The organism is Ruegeria sp. CE9 (assembly GCF_056537425.1).
In genome coordinates this window covers 109,554-134,570 of record NZ_JBQFRO010000008.1, presented here as the reverse complement: position 1 = coordinate 134,570, position 25,017 = coordinate 109,554, and the positions used below count along the sequence as shown (strand labels likewise).

General features: G+C 56.6%; 24 protein-coding genes. 15 read left to right on the top strand and 9 right to left on the bottom strand.

Features of this window, described 5'->3' with window-relative positions:
• Window positions 1–308: 308 nt before the first annotated feature.
• The 5 genes from ACR0B3_RS15880 to ACR0B3_RS15860 all read left to right on the top strand — a co-directional run bounded on the left by ACR0B3_RS15880 (window position 309) and on the right by ACR0B3_RS15860 (window position 5,024).
• On the top strand, window positions 309–935 hold the full coding sequence (locus tag ACR0B3_RS15880; protein WP_480809944.1) for a formyltransferase family protein: 627 nt from the start codon (window positions 309–311) through the stop codon (window positions 933–935).
• Window positions 928–1,983, top strand: coding sequence for a pseudaminic acid synthase (gene pseI, locus ACR0B3_RS15875; protein ID WP_480809943.1), 1,056 nt, complete (start codon window positions 928–930; stop codon window positions 1,981–1,983). The genes ACR0B3_RS15880 and pseI overlap by 8 nt, the downstream gene beginning before the upstream one ends.
• A 21-nt stretch (window positions 1,984–2,004) precedes the next feature.
• On the top strand, window positions 2,005–2,586 hold the full coding sequence (locus ACR0B3_RS15870) for a YdcF family protein (RefSeq protein ID WP_480809942.1): 582 nt from the start codon (window positions 2,005–2,007) through the stop codon (window positions 2,584–2,586).
• 240 nt (window positions 2,587–2,826) lie between these two features.
• Window positions 2,827–3,450, top strand: coding sequence for a pseudaminic acid biosynthesis-associated methylase (locus ACR0B3_RS15865; protein ID WP_480809941.1), 624 nt, complete (start codon window positions 2,827–2,829; stop codon window positions 3,448–3,450).
• 8 nt (window positions 3,451–3,458) lie between these two features.
• Window positions 3,459–5,024, top strand: a complete 1,566-nt coding sequence (locus tag ACR0B3_RS15860) for a hypothetical protein (protein WP_480809940.1) — start codon at window positions 3,459–3,461, stop codon at window positions 5,022–5,024.
• Window positions 5,025–5,246: 222 nt separating this feature from the next.
• On the opposite strand, the gene ACR0B3_RS15855 is transcribed toward ACR0B3_RS15860, so the two are convergent.
• Entirely contained in the window at window positions 5,247–6,848 is a 1,602-nt protein-coding gene (locus ACR0B3_RS15855; RefSeq protein WP_170684275.1) for a BCCT family transporter, read from the bottom strand.
• 280 nt (window positions 6,849–7,128) lie between these two features.
• Between ACR0B3_RS15855 and ACR0B3_RS15850 the strand changes: the two genes are divergently transcribed.
• The 5 genes from ACR0B3_RS15850 to ACR0B3_RS15830 all read left to right on the top strand — a co-directional run bounded on the left by ACR0B3_RS15850 (window position 7,129) and on the right by ACR0B3_RS15830 (window position 11,769).
• The gene (locus tag ACR0B3_RS15850; RefSeq protein ID WP_480809939.1) at window positions 7,129–7,470 is read left to right on the top strand and encodes an ArsR/SmtB family transcription factor; all 342 of its coding nucleotides are present in this window, start codon (window positions 7,129–7,131) and stop codon (window positions 7,468–7,470) included.
• On the top strand, window positions 7,451–7,873 hold the full coding sequence (locus ACR0B3_RS15845) for an SRPBCC family protein (protein WP_480809938.1): 423 nt from the start codon (window positions 7,451–7,453) through the stop codon (window positions 7,871–7,873). Before ACR0B3_RS15850 ends, ACR0B3_RS15845 begins: the two co-directional genes overlap by 20 nt.
• A complete protein-coding gene (locus tag ACR0B3_RS15840) occupies window positions 7,870–8,238 on the top strand; it encodes a DUF1761 family protein (protein ID WP_480809937.1) in 369 nt (122 codons plus the stop codon). The genes ACR0B3_RS15845 and ACR0B3_RS15840 overlap by 4 nt, the downstream gene beginning before the upstream one ends.
• Before the next feature lie 224 nt (window positions 8,239–8,462).
• Complete coding sequence (gene pnp, locus ACR0B3_RS15835) at window positions 8,463–10,613, top strand: polyribonucleotide nucleotidyltransferase (RefSeq protein ID WP_480809936.1); 2,151 nt, start codon at window positions 8,463–8,465, stop codon at window positions 10,611–10,613.
• Between the two features lie 166 nt (window positions 10,614–10,779).
• The gene (locus tag ACR0B3_RS15830) at window positions 10,780–11,769 is read left to right on the top strand and encodes a Hint domain-containing protein (RefSeq protein ID WP_480809935.1); all 990 of its coding nucleotides are present in this window, start codon (window positions 10,780–10,782) and stop codon (window positions 11,767–11,769) included.
• Between the two features lie 36 nt (window positions 11,770–11,805).
• Here ACR0B3_RS15830 and ACR0B3_RS15825 read toward each other — a convergent pair whose 3' ends face one another.
• A complete protein-coding gene (locus ACR0B3_RS15825) occupies window positions 11,806–12,456 on the bottom strand; it encodes a peroxiredoxin (protein WP_170408508.1) in 651 nt (216 codons plus the stop codon).
• Between the two features lie 218 nt (window positions 12,457–12,674).
• On the opposite strand from ACR0B3_RS15825, the gene ACR0B3_RS15820 reads away from it, so the two are divergent.
• Window positions 12,675–14,114, top strand: coding sequence for an aldehyde dehydrogenase family protein (locus ACR0B3_RS15820; RefSeq protein ID WP_480809934.1), 1,440 nt, complete (start codon window positions 12,675–12,677; stop codon window positions 14,112–14,114).
• 55 nt (window positions 14,115–14,169) lie between these two features.
• Here ACR0B3_RS15820 and ACR0B3_RS15815 read toward each other — a convergent pair whose 3' ends face one another.
• Entirely contained in the window at window positions 14,170–14,604 is a 435-nt protein-coding gene (locus ACR0B3_RS15815) for a glyoxalase superfamily protein (RefSeq protein ID WP_480809933.1), read from the bottom strand.
• Window positions 14,605–14,781: 177 nt separating this feature from the next.
• A complete protein-coding gene (locus ACR0B3_RS15810; RefSeq protein WP_480809932.1) occupies window positions 14,782–15,633 on the bottom strand; it encodes a methylated-DNA--[protein]-cysteine S-methyltransferase in 852 nt (283 codons plus the stop codon).
• A 118-nt stretch (window positions 15,634–15,751) separates the two neighbouring features.
• On the opposite strand from ACR0B3_RS15810, the gene nth reads away from it, so the two are divergent.
• Window positions 15,752–16,396, top strand: a complete 645-nt coding sequence (gene nth / locus ACR0B3_RS15805) for an endonuclease III (protein ID WP_480809992.1) — start codon at window positions 15,752–15,754, stop codon at window positions 16,394–16,396.
• Window positions 16,393–17,382, top strand: coding sequence for an adenosine kinase (locus ACR0B3_RS15800; protein ID WP_480809931.1), 990 nt, complete (start codon window positions 16,393–16,395; stop codon window positions 17,380–17,382). The genes nth and ACR0B3_RS15800 overlap by 4 nt, the downstream gene beginning before the upstream one ends.
• Window positions 17,383–17,455: 73 nt before the next feature.
• On the opposite strand, the gene ACR0B3_RS15795 is transcribed toward ACR0B3_RS15800, so the two are convergent.
• The 3 genes from ACR0B3_RS15795 to ACR0B3_RS15785 form a co-directional block, all read right to left on the bottom strand.
• A complete protein-coding gene (locus ACR0B3_RS15795) occupies window positions 17,456–18,295 on the bottom strand; it encodes a DUF547 domain-containing protein (protein ID WP_480809930.1) in 840 nt (279 codons plus the stop codon).
• Window positions 18,292–19,665, bottom strand: coding sequence for a radical SAM protein (locus ACR0B3_RS15790; RefSeq protein WP_480809929.1), 1,374 nt, complete (start codon window positions 19,663–19,665; stop codon window positions 18,292–18,294). The genes ACR0B3_RS15795 and ACR0B3_RS15790 overlap by 4 nt, the downstream gene beginning before the upstream one ends.
• A 68-nt stretch (window positions 19,666–19,733) precedes the next feature.
• Window positions 19,734–20,228 (bottom strand): RNA pyrophosphohydrolase, encoded by a 495-nt coding sequence (locus tag ACR0B3_RS15785; RefSeq protein WP_480809928.1) that lies wholly within the window; start codon window positions 20,226–20,228, stop codon window positions 19,734–19,736.
• 136 nt (window positions 20,229–20,364) lie between these two features.
• Here ACR0B3_RS15785 and ACR0B3_RS15780 point away from each other — a divergent pair, with 136 nt between their 5' ends.
• On the top strand, window positions 20,365–22,392 hold the full coding sequence (locus ACR0B3_RS15780; protein WP_480809927.1) for a 2,4-dienoyl-CoA reductase FMN-binding domain-containing protein: 2,028 nt from the start codon (window positions 20,365–20,367) through the stop codon (window positions 22,390–22,392).
• Between the two features lie 6 nt (window positions 22,393–22,398).
• On the opposite strand, the gene ACR0B3_RS15775 is transcribed toward ACR0B3_RS15780, so the two are convergent.
• A complete protein-coding gene (locus ACR0B3_RS15775) occupies window positions 22,399–22,839 on the bottom strand; it encodes a DUF4399 domain-containing protein (protein ID WP_480809926.1) in 441 nt (146 codons plus the stop codon).
• Window positions 22,840–23,067: 228 nt separating this feature from the next.
• On the opposite strand from ACR0B3_RS15775, the gene ACR0B3_RS15770 reads away from it, so the two are divergent.
• Window positions 23,068–23,973 carry a LysR family transcriptional regulator gene (locus tag ACR0B3_RS15770; RefSeq protein ID WP_480809925.1) on the top strand — a complete coding sequence of 302 codons (906 nt, stop codon included), beginning with the start codon at window positions 23,068–23,070 and terminating at the stop codon, window positions 23,971–23,973.
• A gap of 51 nt (window positions 23,974–24,024) precedes the next feature.
• On the opposite strand, the gene ACR0B3_RS15765 is transcribed toward ACR0B3_RS15770, so the two are convergent.
• A complete protein-coding gene (locus ACR0B3_RS15765) occupies window positions 24,025–24,942 on the bottom strand; it encodes a hydrogen peroxide-inducible genes activator (RefSeq protein ID WP_480809924.1) in 918 nt (305 codons plus the stop codon).
• Window positions 24,943–25,017: the final 75 nt, after the last annotated feature.

Here is a 25,017-nt window from a genome sequence, read left to right as displayed (position 1 = left end):
TCTGCATCACTTCGTTTTTTGCATTTCCCGCGCTGGTAAATCACCAACCCAATGTCACCGAGCACGTTCTACGATTTCGCTTAGCGTCGTCCGCACGGTTCTGAAAGACATGAACTTGCTCGCTTTCTCACAATGAAGCGCCCCATATTGATAATTTCAGCGACTAGTCCAGTGCCTGAGACGTGATAGGACAAAAAAAAATCCTACACCAGCTTCTTCATCTGCAGTATCCCAACTGCGAGTTCTGCGGCAAAGCAGCGCCTGAGGTCAATCGATGCACTGTGATATCTAGCACAATGAAATTATCCATGAAGCCAACATCCAGCCCAAACGTCTTTAAACCCAACGGCGCCGTCGAGCGGACCATTCTTTTTTTGGGCTATGGCAGGCACCACACGACGCTCATCGATACCTTGCTTTCTGCCGGTTGCGAAGTCCATCACTCAGAGGACGGGATACCAGATACACAATATGATCTTGTGATAAGCTTCGGTTACCGGCACCTGATCCGAAAATCGCAGATTGAGAGCGTCGGATGCCCAATTATCAACCTGCATATCTCTTACTTGCCCTATAACAGAGGTGCGCATCCCAATTTCTGGTCTTTCTTCGATGAGACTCCTGCGGGAGTGACGATCCATCTGATTGACGAGGGTATCGATACCGGCCCAATCCTTTTTCAAGAACGTGTTTTGTTCGCCGAGACTGAGATTACGTTCGTTCAGACTTATGACAGGCTCACTAAAGAAATTGAGACGCTCTTTGTTCGGAAACTTCCTGAGATCTTAGCAGGCGACTGGACTTTGCTAGAACAGGTTGGCGTTGGCACTCAGCACAAATTATCTGACCTGCCTGCTGACTTCGCTGGCTGGAATTCCATCATTGTTGATGAAATAAAGCGATTGCGCCAGATTACCGGAATTCAAAATGCCTAACACTATCTCAATCAATGATCGACAGATCAGTGCAGAACATCCACCTTATGTGATCGCTGAAGTCTCTGCGAACCACAATGGGTCGATTGATCGTGCTTTGGAAACCATCCAAGCCGCGAAGAGAGCCGGTGTCGATGCTGTCAAGATCCAAACCTATACGCCTGATACCATGACGATCAACTCGACGGCGAAGGACTTCATGATTGAAGATGGATTGTGGAAAGGTCGCACGCTTTATGATCTTTACGCTGAGGCACATACGCCATTTGAATGGCATGCACGTATTTTCGAGTATGCCCGATCTTTGAACCTAACCCTGTTCTCTTCTCCGTTTGATGAGACGGCCGTAGATTTGCTCGCAAACCTGGATGCGCCTGCTTACAAGGTTGCGTCATTCGAGTTGGTTGACCTGCCGCTGATTGCCTACATTGCCAAACAAAGGAAACCAATGCTGATGTCGACCGGCATGGCGTCCCTATCTGAAGTTGGTGAGGCCATCGAAACGGCCAGACAAAATGGTTGTAATGAAATTGCGTTGTTCCATTGCATAAGCAGTTATCCAGCACCGCTAGATCAAGCCAACGTGAGTGCCATCAGATTGCTCAAACGCGAGTTTGACGTCGAAGTGGGCCTATCAGATCACACAATGGGCAACCTCGCGAGCGTCGTAGCGACCTCGATCGGCGCGACACTAATCGAGAAACATTTCACGCTCTCACGTGCAGACGGTGGTGTGGACAGCGCATTTTCTCTTGAACCAGATGAGATGAGTTCATTGATGGAAGATACGCGGTCGGCATTCTCTGCGCTGGGAGATGGCAACTTCTCCAGATCGCCCGCAGAACATCAAAACAAAATATTCCGGCGTTCTTTGTATTTTGTTGAAGATCTGGCTGCAGGTGAGATGATCTCGAGCAAACATATCAGGCGGATACGGCCTGGATTTGGAATGCCTCCGAAATTCTTCGAACAGATAATTGGGCAACGTGTATCCCAAGCCGTCAAGCGAGGTGACCGCGTCACCGAAGATGTACTGGCCAAATCATAAGACGCCGAAGCGATTACGAACATGAGAGCAGTTGCAATTCTGGCGCATCACATGGATGCGCACGCAAATTTGGGTTCAGAGTCCAGGGCGCGGCTTGAGCGGGCTGTCGCATTGCATCGTGAAAACCCTTTCGATTTGTTTCTCACTACCGGGTGGAACTATCGGAAAGATTGCCCTCGAATGATCGGAACCGTTATGGCCGACGAACTGCAGGCAGTCTATGCAATCGACTCGCGCCAAATTGTCGTGGATACAAATTCGCGCGACACAGTTGGTGATGCATACTTTTTACGAAGGAATGTCATCATTCCCATGCGTATTCGCGAATTGGTGGTCGTGACATCAGACTATCACGTCGAAAGAACAGATTTCATATTTCGTTCATTTTTCCCGACCGGTCTGGAACTCAATGTTGTCGGCGCGGTTTCAGGTTCGCTCGAGGACGAAGCTGTTTTGCTTAACGAAAAGGAGTCGTTGTTGGCCTTCCAAAAGACCTTCGCCGGTGTGGATTTTGCGGACGATCGACAAGTTTGCGAAGCCCTCAGTGTAAAACACCCATTCTATAATGGGCAGGTCCATGATCAGATACGGTGCTCGACTTAAGGCTTCTAGTTCGGCAATGCGTCAGGACACATGAAGTGGCAGGCTGCGTGTGGGTATCAGTTTGGCTGTGGCTGAAAGCACAATCCTCAGGTCATAGTCGCGACCTATGCGCCGAGTGAAACGCATGAACTGCCTTGCTAAGCCCCGTTACAACGCGCTATGCGGTGGCAAAGTTCGGCAGCGCCTCATACCAATCTCGCCTGCACGTACTGAGGATTACCACTGCCTAAGGAGAGTCGCGTGACGAAGAGCAGCAAGTATTCGACACCGCAAGAAGCGTTTTGGGCCGGTGAATTCGGAAATGCGTACATTCAACGCAACCAAGCCGAACGTCTGCTCGTTCCCAAGATAGCCGCATGGTCGCAGATGCTTAGAACTTGCGCGCAGCTAAATTCGGCAACTGAGTTGGGGTGTAATATTGGACTGAACCTTATGGCACTCAGCAAGCTGAGAGCTGGGATTAAATTGCATGGTGTTGAGATCAATGAGGCGGCGGCGGCGGAAGCTCAGAAGATACAAGGGGCGGAGGTGTGTGTGGGCACAATCACCGATCCCTTGGAATTGTCACCCTCAGATCTGACCTTCACAGCCGGTGTTCTTATTCATATCAACCCCGACAAACTTCAGATCGTTTATGAGAACTTGGTTCGAAACAGCAATCGATACGTGCTTGTAGCCGAGTACTTTGATCCAAATCCTGTCGCAATTCCCTATCGGGGTCACACGGACCGACTGTTCAAGCGCGATTTTGCGGGTGAATTGATTGATGGTTTTGATTTGAAATTGGTGGATTACGGTTTTTTCTACAAACGTGATCTGTTGGTTCCGCAGGACAATATCACATGGTTCTTGCTCGAAAAGTAAACTAGTTAATGACGTCAATACAGCTGCAACACGAAGCGCCGCCTGAAAGCAATGGTTTTATCCCCGAAGGGGCCGAATTCGTTGAACTGCTGAAAGAGATTGAGAAAGAGATTCAGCCCTCAACCTGCAGGATCATGGGCTTCAATTACTGGCCAATTCTCCGTTTCCAGATCAACGCCAAGCGAAGAAATGGATTTATCGCAGGTGAGCGTGATCTACCGGAGGTAAAAAAACCTAAGTCCAAGAATCTCAAAGGTTTCTGGTCGGATTGGCTGTCACAGCTATGGATCTATTCTGATGAAATGCGCTGGCTAGATGAAACGCTTGACGCGTTTCCCAGCGATATTTTCAATGATATTCCTCAGTCTGATATTCTGTACCTGAATCGTAAAACCCAATACCGCAGGTTCGGCGATACAGCCTTGCAACCACTCACCGATGGCCTGAGATGGATTACCCAATCGGAAAAATCTCAACTGACTTTGTCAAGGCAAGACCCGCGAGAACACCGTGAAAAATTCCTAGTGCCAACACAGATTCAACCTGAGACTAAGCGCATCCGTCCTTTTGCCTTGGTGAAGCCCAAGATCAGGCGGGACTATAGAGCGCGCCAGAAGGTCTTGGCGAAACTTAAGGAAATCAACAGCATACTAGAGCAAACGGCGCCGGCCCTGCAATTGAATGAGTTCTCGGTCCTTGATCGCCTCGAACGTACTGCCTTTGAGATGGTCTACTACACGGCATTATTCTACAGAGTTCGCCCAAAAACCGTATTTCTTAGCAGCTACTCTGGTGCAAACTATGTATGCGCGGCTGCGCGTCGTCTTGGGGTGACAGTCGTAGATATTCAACATGGCGGAATGTATCCTGACCATGCTCTGTCGGCAAATTGGTCAAACGCGCCCAAAGGAGGCTATGAGTTTTTGCCAGATGTATTCTGGTGCTGGTCTGAAGAAAACGCGCGATGGATTTCATCGACGATTTCAACTTATCACCGCGCGACTGTCGGAGGAAACCCGAAGAGCGCGATAGAAGAAGTCCTGCAGGACCCAGCATCGGCACCAGATTTGCCGCCAAAATCAGAAGATGGCAGACCACGGGTTCTTGTCGCGCTTCAATATGGAAAGAATGAACTGATCCCCGCACATGTGAAAGAGGCCTACGAAGCGACTAAATCAAGTGTGGCATGGTATTTTCGGCTACACCCCGCTGGGCGCGACCGTATGGCTGAAGCCCTGCAAGTATTAGATATCAGCGCCGAAGAAATCTTAAAATTCAGCGATTGCACAGAATATCAGGCCATGGCACCGATGGATTTGTTGCTTACTGACGCATCCACAATCGTGTATCGGTCGATGGACTTGGGACTGAAGACAGCAGTTTGGTCTGACATGGGCGCCAAATATTTCTCTCATTTGATTAAAGTTGGAACGCTGAGTGCACTTACGAACAAAGACAAAATCGTCAACTTTGTCTCTGAACCCCTTCTTTCGCCATCCGAGTCAAAACCGACAACTGAAAATGGCCTAGATTCGCAAGTATTGATCCGACGGGCATTCGAAGCACTTACCTGATAAATTTCATGGAACGCTAGCTGCACGCTACTTTAGTTACCCCGATTTGCGTTGCCACTACTGCAATAAATGCGAAGCCTCTCCGACTGTGCGGAATAGGGCGCTGTGCGCTCGCTCATAAGGTCTGTATTTTTGGGCTCGCAGTGTATCATTGACTTCTACAGATTTCAAAAAACGCCCGCCAAATTGGCGGGCGCTTCAACTTTCTCAGGGTTGCTTTGGTTACATCTTGGCCTTCTCTGACTTGAGCGCCAGCCACAGGCAGTAGCACATAATCAGGACCACCAAGGTGAACGGAATGCCGGTCGACACCGCGGCCCCTTGTAAGGCTGAGAGCCCTCCGCCCAGCAGCAGTGCAATTGCGACAAGGCCTTCAAGCGTGCACCAGAACACGCGTTGCACAACCGGTGCATCCATCTTGCCACCTGCCGTAATCGTATCGATCACCAGCGAGCCCGAATCCGACGAGGTTACAAAGAACACCACAATCAGGATCAGTGCGATGGGCGCGATGATGCCGTAGAGTGGCAGTTCTTTCAGGAACCCAAACAGAGCGCCTTCTGGGGCGTAGCTGTCGATCACTGTGGCGCGGACACCTTCTGCGCCGCCTGCGTTCAGCATGTCGATGGCTGCGCCGCCAAAGGTCGACATCCACAAGGCGCATACCGCAGTGGGAGCCAGCAAGGCACAGATCACGAATTCACGCACTGTGCGACCTTTGGAGATGCGGGCGATGAACATGCCCACAAAAGGCGACCATGCGATCCACCAAGCCCAATAGAAGGTTGTCCAACCGTGGAAGTAACTGGTGTCTTCCCGACCGAACGGATTGGACAGAGCAGGCAGGTGCGTCACGTAATCCACCATTACGTTGAAATACCGCGCGATGGCGGTGCCAACACCGGTGACAACGATGACGAAGATGAACAGGCCCACGGCCATGATCATGTTGATCTCACTCAGCCGTTTGACACCTGCATCCATGCCCATCAGGACCGATCCCAATGCGATCAAGGTGATGCCAATGATCAACAGGACGGTGACAGTGGGGCTGGGTTCGATGCCAAAGACCTCGTTCAAGCCAGCAGCCACCTGCTGAGCGCCTAGTCCCAGTGAGGTGGTCAGGCCAAAGAGCGTCGCAAACACGGCCAGCGTGTCGATGAGATGGCCCCACCAGCCCCAGACTCGTTCGCCCAAGATCGGGTAGAAGGCCGAGCGCAGGGTTAGCGGCAGACCGAGATTGTAGCTGAAGATCGCCAGTGCCAAACCAACTGCGGCATAAACTGCCCAGCCTTCAAGACCCCAGTGGTGGATCGTGCCAACGATGCCAATATACTCATTGCCAGGCACCGCGATATCGATGCCTAAGGGTCGTGCATTACCGCCTTCGGCGAAGTTGTAATAGACCGGCTCCATCACACCGAAGAACAGCAGCCCGATGCCGATACCGGCGGCGAACATCATCGCGATCCAACCGGCATAGGAATAGTCAGGCTTGGCGTCCTTGCCGCCGATGCGAACTTTGCCGACAGGCAGGATGATCAGCACCAGACAGAACAGGGTGATTGCGTCAACTGACAGCACCAGGAACCAGTCAAACGTGCTGGTCAGCCAGGGCCGGAGCCAGCCGAAGAAGGTTGCCGCTGCCTCCTGATTTGCCAGCGCGATCAGGACGAACGCAAAGATCAGGATGCTTGAGATCAAAAAGACCGGGTTATGGATATCCAGACCGAAGGGCCGGACATTGTCTTGCCCGAGCTCATATTCGGTCTCAAAATCGTAAATCCGGGGATCCGGATCCAGCATTTTCTTGGTTTGTGCCATGCGTCTGCCCTTCTGTTCGCTACATGCAAACGCCAAGGTATTCGACCGGCGGACGGAGGTGGTATTCGTAGTCCCTTGGCGCGTTTCCGTCGTCTCGACCGCAGGTATGGTGGTTTCAGCCTATACGGATACTAAATTTTCACCAAATATATTCGATTTTACGAATACTTATGCCGGGAAAGCTTTAGATTCAGCTTTCAGTACCGTGGATAAATTGTTATTCACCCAAAAGGTTGACTGAAGCAGAAAAGGCAGGTAATTCATCCAAATGGTTGAACGAGTGAGTCGCTATGACCTCAATGCAATATTGAAGGCCGCATCCGACCCGACCCGCCGCGTGATCCTGACGATGCTTGCGCAGCAGGGGCCATTGCGGGTGACGGATATCGCGCGGCAATTCGATATGAGCCTCAACTCGGTGTCCAAGCACATCAAGGTGCTTGAGAATGCCGGGCTGGTGCAGCGCCGGACGGAATGGCGCGAGCATCTGATCGAGGTGCAGATGGCCCCCTTGTCAGCCGTGGATGACTGGTTCGCCGGGCTGCGTTCGATCTGGGCGCTTCGGCTGGACGCCTTGGAAACTGCTTTGGAGGACCCAGAAGATGACGGAACTGTCCCTTGAAATCACCCGCGCCATCCCGCATCCGCCTGAAAAGGTGTTTGATGCGTGGCTCAACCCGGAAATGCTGGCCAAGTTCATGCTGCCCGGTCCCAACATGACCGTGCCCGAGGCGAAATCCGACGCCAAAGTTGGCGGTCGTTTCAAGATCATCATGCGCGCGCCCGAAGCCGGAGACCTACCGCATGAGGGCGAATACAAGGTGATCGACAGGCCCAACCGGCTGCAATTCACGTGGAATTCACCCTACAGTCAGGACGATTCCACTGTGACGCTGGATTTCACACCCACCGACCAGGGTACGGAATTGCGCCTGCACCACATCCGCTTCCCTTCAGAAGAAAGCCGCAATAACCACGAAGGTGGTTGGACCCGTATCATTGAGACACTGGAGGATGCGCTGTGATCAACTGGCTCGCCCTTGGCGTGGGTGTGATCGCGGCCTTTCTGCTGGGCTGGCTGGTCTATGGACCCGTCGGCTTTCAGAAACGCTGGGCCGAGGGAACACGGATCGACCCTACCCCGCCTGCATCCCCTCCTCTGCCGCAGATGGCGGCCCAGATCGTGTTCCTAATCCTGCTGGCCGCCGTGATCGCGGTGACCGAGACCACCAACAGCCTTGGCGTTGCGGTGCTGGCGATCCTAGCGGTGGCTGCGCAGGCCGCATCGGTCGGGGCATGGGCGCAGAAAAGCGGCTTCGCCATCGCGGTCGACACCGGCTATGCGCTGGGCTGCGGCGTGGTGATGATATTGGCGCACGCGATCCTTTGACATGTCGACCCCTGCCCTGCTTGGGCAGGGGTTAGGCAATCCCCTGCCCCCCAAAAACTCCCGACTTTCCAAAGCCTGCAAACTCATGTATGGGCCAGTCATCTGAGACGTTGTGCCCTGACCCCGGCACTCGAATGGAAGATAAAGTGGGGTCGGCGGCAATGGGGCCGCCATGCAAACCGGAGACCCGCAGGGGCGGGAGTGCTCCGTTCTAGGATACGCATATGTTTGATGTAACAAAGAAATCGATTCAGTGGGGCGAAGAAACGCTGACACTGGAAACCGGCAAGGTTGCTCGTCAGGCGGACGGCAGCGTGATTGCCACGCTGGGCGAAACCAGCGTCATGGCAAACGTGACCTTTGCCCGTGCTCAAAAACCCGGTCAGGATTTTTTCCCGCTGACCGTGCACTATCAAGAAAAATACTATGCCGCCGGTAAAGTTCCGGGCGGCTTCTTCAAGCGCGAGGCGCGCCCGACCGAGAAAGAGACGCTGACCGCGCGTCTGATCGACCGCCCGATCCGCCCGCTGTTCGTTGACGGCTTCAAAAACGAAGTTCTGGTGATGTGCACCGTGCTGAGCCACGATCTGGTCAACGATCCCGACATCGTTGCGATGATCGCGGCCTCCGCCGCTCTGACCATTTCCGGCGCACCGTTCATGGGTCCGATCGCCGGTGCCCGCGTTGGTTTCGAGGATGGCGAATACGTTCTGAACCCGACCGTCGACGACATGCAGGACCTGCGCCTGAACCCTGAACAGCGTCTGGACCTGGTTGTTGCCGGTACCAAAGACGCCGTGATGATGGTGGAATCGGAAGCGTACGAACTGTCCGAGGCGGAAATGCTGGGCGCGGTAAACTTCGCGCATGAGCAAATTCAGCCCGTGATCGACCTGATCATCTCGCTGGCCGAAGAAGCCGCGAAAGAGCCGTTCGAATTCGTCGCCCCCGACTATTCAGAGCTGTCTGCCGCTGTTTCGGCTGCCGGTGAAGAGCAGATGCGCGCCGCGTTCGCGATCACCGACAAGCAAGAGCGCACCGCCGCTGTTGCCGCTGCGCGTGAAGCGATCAAGGAAGCACTGACCGAAGAGCAGCTGGAAGACGGCAACCTCAGTTCCGCGATGAAAAAGCTGGAAGCCGGCATTCTGCGCGGTGACGTCGTCAAAGGCGGCAAGCGTATCGACGGTCGTTCGACCACCGATATCCGTTCGATCGTCGCAGAAACCTCGATGCTGCCGCGGACCCACGGTTCTGCCCTGTTCACCCGTGGTGAGACTCAGGCATTGGCCGTGACCACGCTGGGCACCGGTGACGACGAACAGTTCATCGACGCGCTACACGGCAACTTCAAATCCAACTTCCTGCTGCACTACAACTTCCCTCCCTACTCGGTTGGCGAAGTTGGCCGCGTCGGTGGCCCCGGCCGTCGTGAGATCGGCCACGGCAAGCTGGCATGGCGTGCCCTGCAGGCGGTTCTGCCTGCGGCGACCGACTTCCCCTACACGATCCGCATCGTGTCGGAGATCACCGAATCCAACGGCTCGTCCTCGATGGCGTCGGTTTGCGGTGGTTCGCTTTCGATGATGGATGCGGGCGTTCCGCTCAAAGCACCGGTTGCTGGTGTGGCCATGGGCCTGATCCTGGAAGATGACGGCAACTATGCCATCCTGTCGGACATTCTGGGTGACGAAGACCACCTTGGCGACATGGACTTCAAGGTGGCTGGCACCGAAAACGGCATCACCTCGCTGCAGATGGACATCAAGGTTGCGGGCATCACGCCCGAAATCATGGAGAAAGCCCTGGCGCAAGCCAAGGACGGCCGGATGCACATCCTAGGTGAGATGGGCAAAGCCCTGTCCGAGACCAACGAATTCTCGGTCCACGCTCCACGCATCGAAACCATGAACATCCCGACCGACAAGATCCGTGAAGTGATCGGTTCGGGCGGTAAGGTCATCCGCGAGATCGTCGAGGTTTCGGGTGCCAAGGTCGACATCAACGACGACGGCGTCATCAAGATCGCCTCGCCCGATGGTGAATCGATCAAGAAGGCCTATGAGATGATCCACTCGATCGTTGCCGAGCCGGAAGAAGGTCAGGTTTACACCGGTAAAGTGGTCAAGATCGTCGACTTCGGTGCCTTCGTGAACTTCTTTGGCAAGCGCGACGGTCTGGTCCACGTGTCCCAGATCGAAAACCGCCGCCTGAACCATCCGTCGGATGTTCTGAAGGAAGGTCAGGAAGTAAAGGTCAAGCTGCTGGGCTTTGACGATCGCGGCAAGGTGCGCCTGTCGATGAAAGTGGTCGATCAGGAAACCGGCGAAGAGATCGTTCCCGAGAAGAAAGAAAAGAAAGAGGAAAGCGCAGAGTAATCTGCCCTCTTTTATGAAAGCGAAGGCCCCGGTGATCTGCCGGGGCCTTTTTTGTATGGCGCAGGTCTCTGCGCCGAGCGCGGGATGGTAAACCAATTATTAACACTTATAAGTTGAGTTAGCCGGAAGTTAAGGAATTCGAAACCATCCAGGAAATTGCTCTGCAGTGGCCTCAATCACAATTTTCGAAATCGACGGAGACCCGTTCGGTAATCCGAGTGTGACGGTCACACAAGGATATCAAGTCGAAATCACCGATGATGACAACTTTCTGCAAGACCCGGATACAAACCCGCAGTTTGATACCAGTTCGCTGCCCAACCTGAACAACTCGGCCAATTTCCAGATTTTTGAAGGCTACAGCGCCACAGTTGCAGGCGCGCCAGTCACATATACACTGATCCACTTTTCAGGCACGCAGTATATCGTTGTGACCTCGGGCGATGTGACTGTCGGCAGCACATTGTCGGGCAATGCGTTGGTGCAAGGCACCGCGCCGCCAGTGGCTTATGACAGCCTGCCGAGCTTTGTCTGCTTTACCTCGGGGTCTTATATTCTGACGCCATCGGGGCGTCGTCTAATTGAGAAGATCAAGGCCGGGGATCATGTGATCACGGCGGATGGCACCAGCCGGGCCGTACGTTGGGTTGGCAGGCGGCGTCTGAGCGAAGCCGAGTTGAGGCGTAGCCCAAAACACTGTCCGATCCGGATCAGTGCGAGCAGCCTTGGGCCGCAGACACCGTCGCGGGATATGCTGCTGTCGCCACAGCATCGGGTAGTGGTGTCTTCTCCTGCGATGGAGCTGCTTCACAGTCACCAGATGATGCTGGCAACGGCCAAATCTCTGATCAATGGCAGGACCATCACTCAAGTGCCACCCGAGGGAGGTGTCGAATATATTCACATTCTGTTCGACCAGCATGAGTTGGTGAATGTCGAAGGCTTGTGGTCGGAATCGTTTTACCCCGGCGGCTGTACGCTGGATGCGATGAGCAAAGCGGTGCAAAAGGAACTGCTCGAGCTGTTCCCAGAGCTGCAGTCTGGCGCAGGCGGCTATGGGGATACTGTGCTGCCGGTTCTGAAGCCGTTCGAGGTGCAGATGCTGCGCCCGGAATTATGTGCCCCTTGTGGAGCTACTGCAGCGTTTGCGCACTAAGAAGGCGGGGGCTTACGCCCCCTGCCCATTATCCAATCACGATGGCGCTTTGGTTTTGCGCAGATAGGGGAAGATCGTTTCGAACTCGCCGAACTTCTCTTTGGCTTCGTCGTTAGACACCGCCGGTGGAATGATCACATCCTCACCCGGCACCCAGTTGGCGGGGGTTGCGACGCCCTTGGCGCTCATCTGCAGACCATCCAGCGCACGCAGGATTTCAGCAAAGTTCCGGCCCACGGTCATCGGGTAGGTCATCGACAGTTTCAGCTGCTTGTCCGGTCCGATGATAAAGACCGAGCGTACGGTTGCGCTGTCGGCAGGGGTGCGGCCATCGGGCAGATAAGCCTCGGCCGGCAGCATGTCGAAGGCTTTGGACACGGCCAGACCATCATCGGCGATGATCGGGAAACCGGGATTGGCGTTGCCATAGGCCTCGATGTCTTTCTTCCACTTCTTGTGATCTTCGACACCGTCCACGGACACGCCGATCACTTTGGTGTTCCGCGCCGCCCATTCGTCGTTCAGCTGCGCAACTGCCGAAAACTCGGTCGTGCAGACAGGGGTAAAGTCCTTGGGGTGCGAGAACAGGATGGCCCAGCTGTCGCCGATCCAGTCATGGAACTGGACGGTGCCCTGATCTGTTTCTGCGGTGAAATTCGGGACCGTGTCATTGATGCGCAAACCCATTGGAAAACTCCTCTCCTGTGAACAATCGCGAGTCGGTTGCTGCCAACCTAATCACTTTGCGCAAAGGTTAAACCATTCATGTTGCTCTGTCAGAAGATTCGGTGGATAGATAATTTGATCAAATTATGATTTACCCTTGCCCGACACCCGGCTGGGTGACAGAGTGCACATGAAAACCGACCGACCGGTCGATTGATTCCTGTTCCGGAGGATGAGCCATGATCGAAAAACGAAACTTCTATATCAACGGCAAATGGGTCACCCCTTCAGCACCGAATGATTTCGAGGTGATCGACCCATCGACCGAAGAGCCCTGCGCGGTGATCTCGCTGGGGTCAGAGGCGGACACAAACGCCGCGGTTGCTGCGGCCAAAGCCGCCCTGCCCGGATGGATGGCAACCCCGGTCGAAGAGCGTATCGCGTTGGTCGAGAAACTGGTCGATATCTATGCCACGCGTTCCGAGGACCTGGCACAGGCGATGTCGATGGAGATGGGTGCACCGATCGATATGGCGCGCAGCCAGCAATCGGGCGCGGGTATCTTTCACCTGAAAAACTTTGTCCGCGCCGCGAAGGCATTCCAATTCGAGCGCCCGTTGGGCGATCATGCGCCGAATGACCGGATCATTTATGAAGCGGTGGGTGTGGCCGCCCTGATCACCCCATGGAACTGGCCGATGAATCAGGTGACGCTCAAGGTCGGGGCCGCCGCGATTGCAGGCTGCACGATGGTTCTGAAACCGTCCGAGCAAAGCCCGCTGAACGCGATGATCTTTGCCGAGATGATGGATGAGGCTGGATTCCCCGCTGGCGTGTTCAATCTGGTCAATGGCGATGGCGTGGGCGTAGGCTCTCAGCTCTCGGGGCATGCGGATGTGGATATGGTAAGCTTCACAGGTTCGACCCGCGCGGGCACCGCGATCTCGAAGAACGCAGCGGATACGTTGAAGAAAGTGCATCTGGAACTGGGCGGCAAAGGGGCCAACGTCGTTTTCGCGGATGCGGATGAAAAGGCCGTCAAGCGCGGTGTGCTGCATATGATGAACAACACCGGCCAAAGCTGTAACGCGCCCAGCCGGATGCTGGTGCAGCGCCCGGTCTATGACAAGGCGGTTGAGACGGCCGCCGAGGTGGCGGGCAAGGTGACTGTTGCCAGCGCATCCGAGGAAGGCCGTCATATCGGACCTGTGGTGAATGAGGTGCAGTGGACCAAGATTCAGGACCTGATCCAGAAGGGTATTGATGAGGGTGCACGTCTGGTTGCAGGCGGCACGGGTCGGCCAGAGGGGCTGAACAAGGGCTATTATGTGCGCCCAACGGTTTTTGCCGATGCCAACAACCAGATGACCGTCGCGCGCGAGGAAATCTTTGGCCCTGTTCTGACCATGATCCCCTTCGACACCGAGGAAGAGGCCATCGAGATTGCCAATGACACACCCTATGGCCTGACCAACTATGTCCAAACCCAAGACGGTGCGCGCGCCAATCGCATGGCGCGGGCCTTGCGTTCGGGCATGGTTGAAATGAATGGCCAGTCGCGCAGCGCGGGCTCCCCGTTTGGCGGGATGAAACAGTCCGGAAACGGCCGCGAAGGCGGGGTTTGGGGCCTGGAGGATTTCCTTGAGGTCAAGGCCGTCGGGGGCTGGGCCACCGAATAACCCGGTTTTTGTGGTATCAAAATGCGAGGCACCACAAGGGTGCCTCGCTTTGTTTTTAGGCAGGTCGGACGATAAGCTGCGGCTCTCCGTCCGAGGTGTGGCGGGTGGAGCGTCCATCCCAGCCAATTTCTCCGGTCACACGCTGGCGAAGGGACGAAAAGCTGTCAAACCGGACCACATCCACGGACGCGTCGAACTGAAGGGTCACCCGGCGATGCGATCCATCACCCAACAGTGTCAGGCCGCGGATTGCAGCAGTGAACGGCTGCCCGAGGTAACGGCCCTCGACCCGGTCGCCGACGCGCAACTGCATTCGATTACCGGCTATGGCATGCAGTGTGTTCCAATCCCGCGCACCGTGTTGATGCGCCAGCAGTTCCAGCGCTTCGCTATGTGATAGCTTCACTCCGGTGTCCTGCAGACGTTTGCGCAAGCGTTTTGCCTGCTCTTTCAGCTCAGCAACCGGAGCGATGTTTTGAGTATGTGTCATAAGGTGCCTCGTTTCCTGAAACGGGCGCGAAATCTGGACGGGGTTCGCATTGCCATCCGCGCGCCTGGAAAGGGCAACAGATGTGATTCAACCGGGTTTCACCAAAGCCAAAAGGCCGCGAACGGCAGGGGACCCGAACCTGCCGTGCCATATGGCAACGACGCGCCAGAATGTCAATCAGGCGTCGGCTTGGGCTGCCTCAAAGGCCAGCATGGCGCGTTTGACCGGCAGTCCCCAGTGATAGCCGCCCAAGCCACCTGATTTGCGCAGGGCTCGGTGGCACGGGATCAGCCAGCTGACCGGGTTGCGACCGACGGCGGTACCCACGGCACGTACCGCTTGGGGGGAGCCCACGCGCTGAGCGATCTCAGAATAGGTGGTGACCTGGCCCGAGGGGATGTGCATTAGCGCTTCCCACACTTTGATCTGCAGCGGTGAGCCGATCAGGTACAAAGGGGTCGGTTCCAACCGGTCACTAGCCGCACCGAAGGCGCTAAGCACCCACGGGCGCAGGCGCATCGGGTCCTCGACAAATGCGGCCAGCGGCCAGCGAGACAGCATGTCTTCCATCGCGTCTTCTTCGCCGGTTTCAGCGCCGAAGGCCATGCCACATATGCCTTTATCGGTTCCCATAACCAGCGCGGGGCCAAAGGGGCTTTCGAACCAGCCCCAATAGATTGTCAGACCCGCACCTTTGCGGGCGTATTCGCCGGGGCTCATGGATTCCCATTTCAGAAACAGATCGTGCAAACGCCCGCTGCCGGACAGACCCACGTTATGTGCGGTCTCCAAGGTGGTGAACCGTTCCCGCAACAAGGCCTTGGCATGGCCCAGCGTCAAGTATTGCTGATACCGCTTGGGCGATACCCCAGTCCAGCGTGAGAACAGGCGCTGGAAATGCGCCGTGCTCATGTCCATCTGGCGCGCCAGCTCATCAAGGCTGAGGCTTTCCCCGCCCTGATCAATCAGTTCAATCGCGCGCCGCATGACGTTGTAGTGATATCCGCTTTCCGGGTTCTGGATGTTCATGGGTCTCACCTCATTCGCTTGGGTAAATCATAGCGTGCAGGTCACGCCCCCGCGACCCGGAACATGCGCAATGGCTTTGGGCTTGTATCGCGGCCCGGCGGGCGGCATTAAGGCCGGAATGGCAAAACAGCTTGGATATCACCGGATCCGCGAGATCTTTACCCGGTTTCAGGAGGCTGATCCCGAGCCAAAGGGCGAATTGGATCATGTGAACGTCTATACACTGGTGGTCGCTGTGGCGCTGTCGGCGCAGGCGACCGATGCCGGGGTCAACAAGGCCACCCGCGAGCTGTTCAAGATCGCCGATACGCCGCAGAAAATGCTGGATCTGGGCGAAGCCGGTCTGATCGAGCATATCAAGACCATCGGCCTGTTCCGCCAGAAGGCCAAGAATGTGATCAAGCTGAGCCGTATTCTGGTCGAAGATTATGGTGGCGAAGTGCCCAATTCCCGCGCTGCGCTGCAATCGCTACCGGGTGTGGGGCGCAAGACCGCCAATGTGGTGCTGAACATGTGGTGGCGATATCCGGCGCAGGCGGTGGATACGCATATCTTCCGCGTTGGCAATCGTACTGGCATCTGCCCGGGCAAGAACGTGGACGCGGTTGAGCGCGCCATCGAAGACAACATCCCTACTGACTTCCAGCTGCATGCGCATCACTGGCTGATCCTGCATGGCCGCTATCATTGCAAGGCACGCAAACCGCAGTGCCCGACCTGTATCATCCGCGATCTCTGCGAATTTGAGGACAAAACCGAATGAAAACCTACCAACTGACCGGCATCGGAAACGCCGTTGTGGACGTGATTTCCCAGGCCGATGACAGTTTCCTTGAGCTGATGGGCATCGAAAAAGGCATTATGCAGCTGATCGAGCAGGAACGCGGCGAGGTACTCTATGCCTCGATGGAGGGTAGGGTTCAGACGCCGGGTGGCTCGGTCGCCAATACCATCGCCGGGGCGGGCGCTTTGGGATTGGATTCCGCTTTCATCGGGCGGGTGCATGATGACGCGCTGGGCCGGTTCTATGCGGACGCGATGAACGAGGATGGCGTGGATTTCGTCAACCCGCCAGTGCCGGGCGGAGAGCTGCCGACCTCGCGTTCAATGATCTTTGTCTCGCCCGATGGCGAGCGGTCGATGAACACCTATCTGGGTATCTCGTCCGAACTGTCGTCTCAGGACGTTGCGGAAGAGGTGGCGGGCAATAGCCAGATCATGTTCCTCGAAGGCTATCTGTTCGACAAGGAAAAGGGCAAGGCAGCGTTCTTGGAGGCCGCGCGCAACTGCCACAAGGGTGGCGGCAAGGCGGGTATCGCCATTTCTGACCCGTTCTGCGTAGAACGGCACCGGGTGGATTTCCTGCTGCTGATCGAGAACGAACTGGATTTTGTGATCGGCAACGAGGCCGAGATCAAATCGCTGTTCGAAACCGACGATCTGGAAGAGGCATTGGCAAAGACAGCCGAGATTTGCCCTCTGGTTGTTTGCACCCGGTCGGGTGACGGGGTGACCGTTCTGAACGGCGACGCGCGCATCGATGTCCCGGTCGAAAAGGTCGTTCCCGTGGACGCGACCGGCGCGGGCGATCAATTCGCCGCCGGGTTCCTTTATGGCATGGCAACAGGCCGCGATTATGCGACCTGTGCCCGCATCGGCAACGTTTGCGCCCGCGAGGTGATCAGCCATATCGGCCCGCGGCCCGAGGCGAATATGCAGGAATTGCTACGCGCCGAAGGGTTACTGTAGAGCGCTAAGCCGCGCGATTGCCAGATCGCGGTCCGGCGATCGCCTGGCGGCCTGCGGCCTTTTCTATGCGCGGTTAGGAGCCCCCAGCCGCGTCATTAAGTGCCCAGTTGTATTCATAGGCATTGACCCTTGGCGCATCCTGCAACCGCGCCCTTAGCTCCGGCTCTGCCGCCGTTTCGAGATAGGCAATCACCGCCTTCTCATTCGGGCCGAAATCTTCCCGGAACCAGACGTAAATCTTTGACAGGATCAACCGTTCGCGCCCGTCAAACCGCACTCCGCGCGGGTCGTTGACATAGGCGCGTTCCGCAGCGGCGAGGTCGCGTTCCAACGTGTCGGCTTGCCAGGCACGCGCCATCAGGTTCGGGCAGCCCACTGCCGCACAATTCAGTGCATAGTGAATGCGCGGCTCATCAAAAGCAGGGCGAATGATGCGATGTTCGATATCGTTCAGCGTCAGGCTCTGCCCGGCGACCACTGCCAGCGGGCGATCCCAGGGACCAAAGGAAAACGCCCCATCGGTGATGTCACGGATCGAGGCAACCGGATAGTTCTCAAGTATCAAATCCACCGTCAGCGCGTTATAGAGATTGATCCAGTAGGCCAGTTGCCGATCCCGCGTCAGCCCGGCCGGATCAACCGCCTGCAATTCGGTCAGATACCTATCCAAACGCGCCCGGTCCGCCTGCGTTACCTGCCCATAGGCCACGCGATTTACACCTTTGGCGTCGCGCATCACGTACCTGTCTAAAAATACTGACCAATCGCGATGATCCACCCGCTCGCCCGGCGGAGGCGCAGTGCGGGTGAGCGATGTGTCCGGCAGCGGGGCAACCTTGGGCAACGCCAAACGCTCGACACTTGCGCAGGCTGCCAACAGGGGCAATATCAGAACGATCAACAGCTTTCTCATGATGCATCTTTCCTGTTCAATCGTTCTGCCCGCATCTGCCCCTTCAGGCGTTTGAGCGGCGCAAGGGATGGATCGCTGAGGTCAGGCAAGTTGGGGCTGGCCGCCAATTTGGGCGAGGCCGCATTCCACCAGCTGGGGCCGGTGGGGCCATCGATCTGATCCGGTTCCGCTAAATGGAGATCGCGCTGCGCGTTATGAACGCACATCGACAATGGGCCGTTCGCAGTCGCCACCATGAAGACGCATGAGGCGCAGCGATCTTCGTCAAGCGCATCCGCTGCCATGAAGTTGTGGATGAACACCGACTGCCTTCGAACACGCCCGCGCAGCAACCCGGACCCCAGCCGCAGAACGCAACCTGCAAGGTGGAGCGCGGCCTGCGCCGATAGCATCGGACGACGCAACGCCAAGCGTGACACGGCGTCTTGGATATCCAGATGCCCGTCTTCTGAACGATCCTGCTGTGCCAAAGCGTCGATGACGCGGTGCACAAGCTTGGTATTCGACAAGACCGAAACAGCCCGCCCACCCGCAGCGACCACGCTGCCATAGCGGTTGCATTTCGAGTGCCCAACCGCAGCCGTGTCGAAATGCAGCGGTGTTTCATACCCCGCCTCAACGGCCTGCATCACACTGGCTTGTGTGATCTCGTCGGGGCGGGCTCGTAGAACACCGCGCCCGGTATCAGCTTGCATCTGGAACGAGACAAAGTGAACCTCGGGCTGATCACGAAAGAATCGCGCCAGCGCCGGGATTTCGTGGAAGTTTCCACCATACACGGTCGTATTGAACAGAATCCGCAGACCCAGTCCCTGAACGCGCCGGATATAGGCACGGCGCACTTTGTTCAGTTCTATCTCAGTCTCGAAACCTTTGCGCTCTTGCGTGAGGTCGACGTGGAAGGCCACATCATCCAATCCCGCCGCCGCCAATCGCGTCAATGCAGCGCGGCTGGCGCGAATGCCGTTTGTCATCAGGCAGGAACGCATGCCCAAGCGCCGTATCTCGCGGCACAATGCCTCAAGATCCTGAATCTTGCGCAGTGTCGGATCGCCGCCCGTCAACTGAACCGAGACACCGGGGCCATAATGGCTGTGGACCGTTCTAAGCCGCGCAAACAGAACCGATAACGGCGGATCATAGGTCATCTCTGCCCGGTCCGAGAGATAACACAGGGTGCAATCCAGATTGCACTTTTGCGTCACTTCCAAGGCCACACAAGCGATGGGATAGAACCGACCCGCGGTTTGCCCGGAGCCGTATTCGCCACATCTTTGCAACCCGCTTCGCAGCGGTGCTTTTCGGTCAGTGCCGGTGAACTTGCGTCCGGCAGGGGTGATCGATGGAATAGCGTCGGATGTATCTTTCATACATCCAGACCTAGATGGGCATGGGCACGTGAGCCACGCCCCTCACGTCTATGTGTCGGAAGCGGAGATTATGGTGATCCGTTGAAATGATCGGCGAATGCCGCAACCACCTGTTCATAGACTTCCCGTTTGAAGGGCACGATCTCGGCCACCAATTGCCCCGGCTCCTGCCATTTCCAGCGGGTGAATTCCGGGTGGTCCGTCTGAATATTGATCTGCTCATCCCGGCCCAGAAAGCGCATCAGGTACCATTTCTGCTCCTGCCCGCGATACCGGCCCTTCCAGATTTTGGGTACGATATCGTGCGGCAGATCATAGGGCAGCCAGCTGTCGGATTCGGCGATGATTTCGACCAGATCTGCGGTCACCCCGGTTTCTTCCCACAGTTCGCGCAGCGCCGCATCGCGAGGGTCTTCACCCTTGTCCACACCGCCTTGAGGCATCTGCCAGGCGTCTTTGTGCCGGTCGTTGCGCTGGCCCACGAAAATCTGGCCCTCGGCATTCATCAGCATCAGCCCGACACAAGGGCGGTAGGGCAATTTGGCGATCTCATCAGGTGTCATACGGGCCTCGTGAACATGCTTTGCTGCGTCTCTAGCAAGCGGTGCGCCAAAGGCAAAGAGAATGACGTTAGGTTTCGCGTGACAACGCTGACGCGAAGGTCAATCTGACGGGCAATGACGGGAGGGAGAGTTTGCCATGACTGCGTACCCAAACATGCTGGCCCCGCTGGATCTGGGATTCACCACGCTGAAGAACCGCGTGTTGATGGGCTCGATGCATACCGGGCTGGAAGAGACCGGCGATTGGAACCGCGTGGCCGAGTTCTATGCGGATCGCGCGCGCGGCGGTGTGGCCTTGATGGTGACGGGTGGGATTGGCCCGAACCTTGAGGGATCGGTGCTGCCGGGTGCCTCGATGATGACCAATGACACCGAGGTGACGAACCATTCCATTGTTACCCAGCGCGTGCATGAGGCCGGTGGCAAGATCGCGATGCAAATCCTGCATGCAGGGCGCTATGCCTATGGGCCGAAATGCGTGGCCCCCAGCCCGGTGAAGTCACCAATCTCTCCGTTCCCGCCGCATGAATTGGACGAGGAAGGCATCCAAAAGCAGATCGCAGATATCGTGAATGCCGCCGTCCTGGCCCAAAAGGCGGGCTATGACGGGGTCGAGATAATGGGGTCCGAAGGGTATTTCCTGAACCAGTTTCTGGTGACCCACACCAACAAGCGCACCGACCGTTGGGGCGGCTCATACGAGAACCGGATGCGTCTGCCCATCGAGGTGGTGCGTCGCACGCGCGAGGCTGTAGGCAGTGATTTCATCATCATCTACCGCCTGTCGATGATCGATCTGGTGCCCAATGGCTCGACCCACGACGAGGTTGTGGAATTGGCACAGCGGATCGAGCAGGCCGGGGCCACAATCATCAATACAGGGATCGGCTGGCACGAGGCGCGGATTCCCACGATTGCAACATCGGTGCCGCGCGCGGCCTTTGCGTGGGTCACCAAGAAGCTGATGGGCAAGGTCGGCATCCCGGTGATCACCTCGAACCGGATCAATACGCCCGAAGTTGCCGAAGAGGTTTTGGCGACCGGCTGCGCCGACATGGTGTCGATGGCCCGCCCGATGCTGGCCGATGCGGATTTCGTGAACAAGGCGATTGCCGGTGAGGCCGCAAAGATCGCGCCCTGCATCGCCTGCAATCAGGCCTGTCTGGACCACACGTTCAGTGGCAAGCTAACCTCATGCCTGGTCAATCCGCGTGCGTGTCATGAGACCGAACTGGTGATCGACAAGGCTGAGACGCACAAGACGGTTGCGATCGTAGGCGCAGGGCCCGCTGGTCTGTCCACCGCGATGACAGCAGCCCAGCGCGGCCATGACGTCACCTTGTTCGACCGGGCGCATGAGATTGGTGGGCAATTGAACATGGCCAAACAGGTGCCTGGGAAAGAGGAGTTCTGGGGGCTGGTCGACTGGTACCGCACCATGATGGATGATCTGGGTGTGACGGTCGAACTGAACCGCGAGGTCAGCGCCGAGGATCTGACCGCGTTTGATGAGGTTGTCATTGCCACTGGTGTCATCCCACGCGATCCGCAGATACCGGGGCAGGATCGGGACAACGTGCTCAGCTATATCGACGTGCTGCGCGGCAAGGCCGAGGTTGGCAAATCCGTCGCCGTGATCGGAGCCGGGGGCATCGGCTTCGATGTTTCTGAGTTCCTGCTGGAAGACGGCCACAGCCCGACGACGGACCTTCCATTGTGGATGAAAGAATGGGGTGTGACCGATCCCGCCGAGCATCGCTCAGGTCTGGCACCCGAAGGTCCGCAGCCCGAAGCTCCCGCACGTCAGGTCACGCTGCTGCAACGCAAGGCGCAGCGTCATGGCAAGGGGTTGGGTAAGACAACGGGCTGGATTCACCGAGCCACGCTGAAGATGAAGGACGTCAATTTCGTAGGCGGCGTGAATTACGAACGCATCGACGGGGACGGCCTGCATGTCAGCTTTGGCGAAACCCGCGAAAACCCAACCGTGATCCCTGCGGATACGATTGTCCTGTGCGCTGGTCAGGTCTCGGATCGGTCTCTGGCCGATGCGTTGATCGAACACGGGATAACGCCCCATGTGATTGGCGGAGCCGATGTGGCCGCCGAGCTGGACGCCAAACGCGCAATCGATCAGGGGACCCGGCTGGCGGCCAGCTTCTGATGCGCGCTATTCAACGTTGATCGTAATCACCTCGGATACTATGGGCGTGGCATGCGGAACGTGCCCGGCGTCACCCAACACCAACTGCAGCGTGTGTTCGCCCGGAGTCATCTCCAGTGTCACCTCGGTCTGACCGCCGCCGAAATGGATATGGTTGTCATCCGCAGGCAGGCCATAAGCCAACTCATCCGCACCGTCCTCGCCTTGTCCAATGGGCGGACGATCAATCAGCAGATGATGGTGGCCGGTATTTTCCTTCTCGGTTCCCGACGGCGCAACACCCATTCCGCTGAGGCCAAATACAATCGTAACGGGAGATTGCACGGTATCGCCGTCAGAAAGATTGACAAAATAGACCTTTGCATCGGGGTTCGATGGTGTTGGTCCACCCGCCCAGGCAAGGCTTGCGCACAGACTTAGGGTGGCGGCTGTCAAAAAGGGTCTCATAATCTCCTCCGTAGTCACAAAAATGCCATTCTCAGCATAGCACGATTGGAAAAAAGTCCAGAAACCGGGGTTTTACGGTGAATACATGGGGGCAGCCTACAGACGCTTCGGCGTTTCCCAGTCGCAAACGATCCGATTCAAAACCCTGATATTATCCCATGTCTGCCCAGTTCTCGCCCAGATTGATCGCCATAAAGAGACAACGAACAGAAGACCTGGGGTACGAGAATGGATCGACTGACTGAAATGGAGGCCTTTTCCAACGTGGTGGACCAAGGTGGTTTCACCGACGCGGCCAAGAAAATGGGCATCTCCAAATCAGCCGTGTCCAAGCACGTCTCGAGCCTCGAGGCGCGGTTGGGGGCAAGGCTGCTGAACCGGACAACGCGCCGGGTATCGCCTACTGAAATCGGGCTGGCCTATTATGACCGGGCACGCCGGGTGCTGAACGACGCAGGCGAAGCCGATGCGCTGGTAACCTCGATGCAATCTGCGCCATCTGGTCTGCTGCGGATCAGTGTGGCGACGGATTTCGGCGTTAATCATCTGTCGCCCGTGCTGTCGGATTTCCTGTCGGCCTATCCCGATATCACTGTGAACATGGTGCTGAACAACCGCTATGTTGAGTTGATTTCCGAGGGCTTTGACGTGGCCGTGCGCATTGGCGAGCTGGAAGACAGCACCCTGCGCGCCCGCAAGCTGACCGAAACGGTAAAACGCATGGTTGCGGCCCCCAGCTATATCGAACAGTTCGGTCGCCCGCAGAAGATCGACGATCTGAACGAACACAAATTGCTGCATTACTCCAGCCAATCCTCGGGCAGCGTGTGGAAGCTGACGGCGCCTTCGGGTGAAAAGCGTCAGGTCCGCACCGCTGGCTGGCTGAGCGTGAATGATGGACAGTCGCTGCTGAACGCGGCCATCTCAGGGCTGGGGATCGCACATCTGCCCAGCTATCTCTATGCTGACGCGCTGAAATCGGGTGAGGTGGTGGACGCGATGCCATCGCTGCCGGATGAGGTTCAGGGCGTCTATGCAGTATACCCGCCGGGCCGGTTCACCCAGCCAAAGGTTCGGGCTTTCATCGATTTCCTCGTCGAGTCCTTTGCGGAAAAAGGCCCGATGGACTGGTAAAATTCTCCCTACGGCACCTAGATGGCCCGTGCTGAATTGCGCGGGCCTTTTTTATGGGCCGATCACTGATAGACCCATGGCACGCGCAACCGAGCGCAGGCTTTCGGTCAGCACGGTTTGCCCGGGCAGCGGAGATTCGGTGTTGCGTGACAATAGGGCGATATCGCGGTTGGCATTCGGGATTGCGAGGGGGCGCAGGCGCACCTCGTCGCGGTAAATGCCCTGTCTGCGCGCATAGAGATCCGGCAGAATCGCGACGCCAACCCCAGAAGCCGCCATAAGTACAATGGAATCGAGCGTTGTGCCCTCATATTCATCTGACACCACTCCACCGCATTCTGCAGCAAGCGCATATACGATGCGCGAAAGCCGATGACTTTGATCCAGCGTAAGGAATAGCCGGTTTTGCAGGTCCTGCGCCGCGACGCCATGCAGATCGCGGGCCAAAGGGTCATCAACGGCAACCGCGACCCAGAGGGTTTCATTGAACAGGCGTTGTTGAATCGTATTCGGATGGTCTTCGGGTGTCGACAAGATCAGATCAAAGCGACCAGTCTTAAGGCCCTGTTCCAGATCACGGGTGTTTTCTTCGCGCACAACAATGCGGAGACCCGGGCGTAGACGGTGTACCTCTTTGATGACCTGCGGCAGCAGATATGGCCCGATCGAAGGCAACACCCCAAGGCGGAGGCGCCCGCCAACCGGCAAATCGCTGGACATGGCGTGGCGCAGGTCTTTGACATCGGCAAGGATCTTTTGCGCGCGCGAGATAAATTCCTCACCCTTTGCTGTGACCTGAACGCCGCCGCGATTGCGACCGAATATCCGAACGCCAAGCTCTTGTTCTACCGTTGCAATCTGGGCCGACAGGCTGGGTTGACTGACGTTCAAAACGTCGGCGGCCAGACTGAAACGCCCCAAGCGGCTGACGGTGACGATATATTCCAGTTGGCGTAAAGTTGGGCGCATACATAGTTTATAACTATGCAAAAGTTAGAAAGATAGTATTTGGCGAAATCAATTCGACAAGGCACCTAGCCCTGA

Coding starts and splice junctions, on each gene's coding strand:
- ACR0B3_RS15880 (WP_480809944.1), top strand. CDS start 309: ATGAAGCCAACATCCAGCCCAAACGTCTTTAAACCCAACGGCGCCGTC.
- pseI (WP_480809943.1), top strand. CDS start 928: ATGCCTAACACTATCTCAATCAATGATCGACAGATCAGTGCAGAACAT.
- ACR0B3_RS15870 (WP_480809942.1), top strand. CDS start 2,005: ATGAGAGCAGTTGCAATTCTGGCGCATCACATGGATGCGCACGCAAAT.
- ACR0B3_RS15860 (WP_480809940.1), top strand. CDS start 3,459: ATGACGTCAATACAGCTGCAACACGAAGCGCCGCCTGAAAGCAATGGT.
- ACR0B3_RS15855 (WP_170684275.1), bottom strand. CDS start 6,848: ATGGCACAAACCAAGAAAATGCTGGATCCGGATCCCCGGATTTACGAT.
- ACR0B3_RS15845 (WP_480809938.1), top strand. CDS start 7,451: ATGACGGAACTGTCCCTTGAAATCACCCGCGCCATCCCGCATCCGCCT.
- pnp (WP_480809936.1), top strand. CDS start 8,463: ATGTTTGATGTAACAAAGAAATCGATTCAGTGGGGCGAAGAAACGCTG.
- ACR0B3_RS15825 (WP_170408508.1), bottom strand. CDS start 12,456: ATGGGTTTGCGCATCAATGACACGGTCCCGAATTTCACCGCAGAAACA.
- ACR0B3_RS15820 (WP_480809934.1), top strand. CDS start 12,675: ATGATCGAAAAACGAAACTTCTATATCAACGGCAAATGGGTCACCCCT.
- ACR0B3_RS15815 (WP_480809933.1), bottom strand. CDS start 14,604: ATGACACATACTCAAAACATCGCTCCGGTTGCTGAGCTGAAAGAGCAG.
- ACR0B3_RS15810 (WP_480809932.1), bottom strand. CDS start 15,633: ATGAACATCCAGAACCCGGAAAGCGGATATCACTACAACGTCATGCGG.
- nth (WP_480809992.1), top strand. CDS start 15,752: ATGGCAAAACAGCTTGGATATCACCGGATCCGCGAGATCTTTACCCGG.
- ACR0B3_RS15800 (WP_480809931.1), top strand. CDS start 16,393: ATGAAAACCTACCAACTGACCGGCATCGGAAACGCCGTTGTGGACGTG.
- ACR0B3_RS15795 (WP_480809930.1), bottom strand. CDS start 18,295: ATGAGAAAGCTGTTGATCGTTCTGATATTGCCCCTGTTGGCAGCCTGC.
- ACR0B3_RS15790 (WP_480809929.1), bottom strand. CDS start 19,665: ATGAAAGATACATCCGACGCTATTCCATCGATCACCCCTGCCGGACGC.
- ACR0B3_RS15785 (WP_480809928.1), bottom strand. CDS start 20,228: ATGACACCTGATGAGATCGCCAAATTGCCCTACCGCCCTTGTGTCGGG.
- ACR0B3_RS15780 (WP_480809927.1), top strand. CDS start 20,365: ATGACTGCGTACCCAAACATGCTGGCCCCGCTGGATCTGGGATTCACC.
- ACR0B3_RS15775 (WP_480809926.1), bottom strand. CDS start 22,839: ATGAGACCCTTTTTGACAGCCGCCACCCTAAGTCTGTGCGCAAGCCTT.
- ACR0B3_RS15770 (WP_480809925.1), top strand. CDS start 23,068: ATGGATCGACTGACTGAAATGGAGGCCTTTTCCAACGTGGTGGACCAA.
- ACR0B3_RS15765 (WP_480809924.1), bottom strand. CDS start 24,942: ATGCGCCCAACTTTACGCCAACTGGAATATATCGTCACCGTCAGCCGC.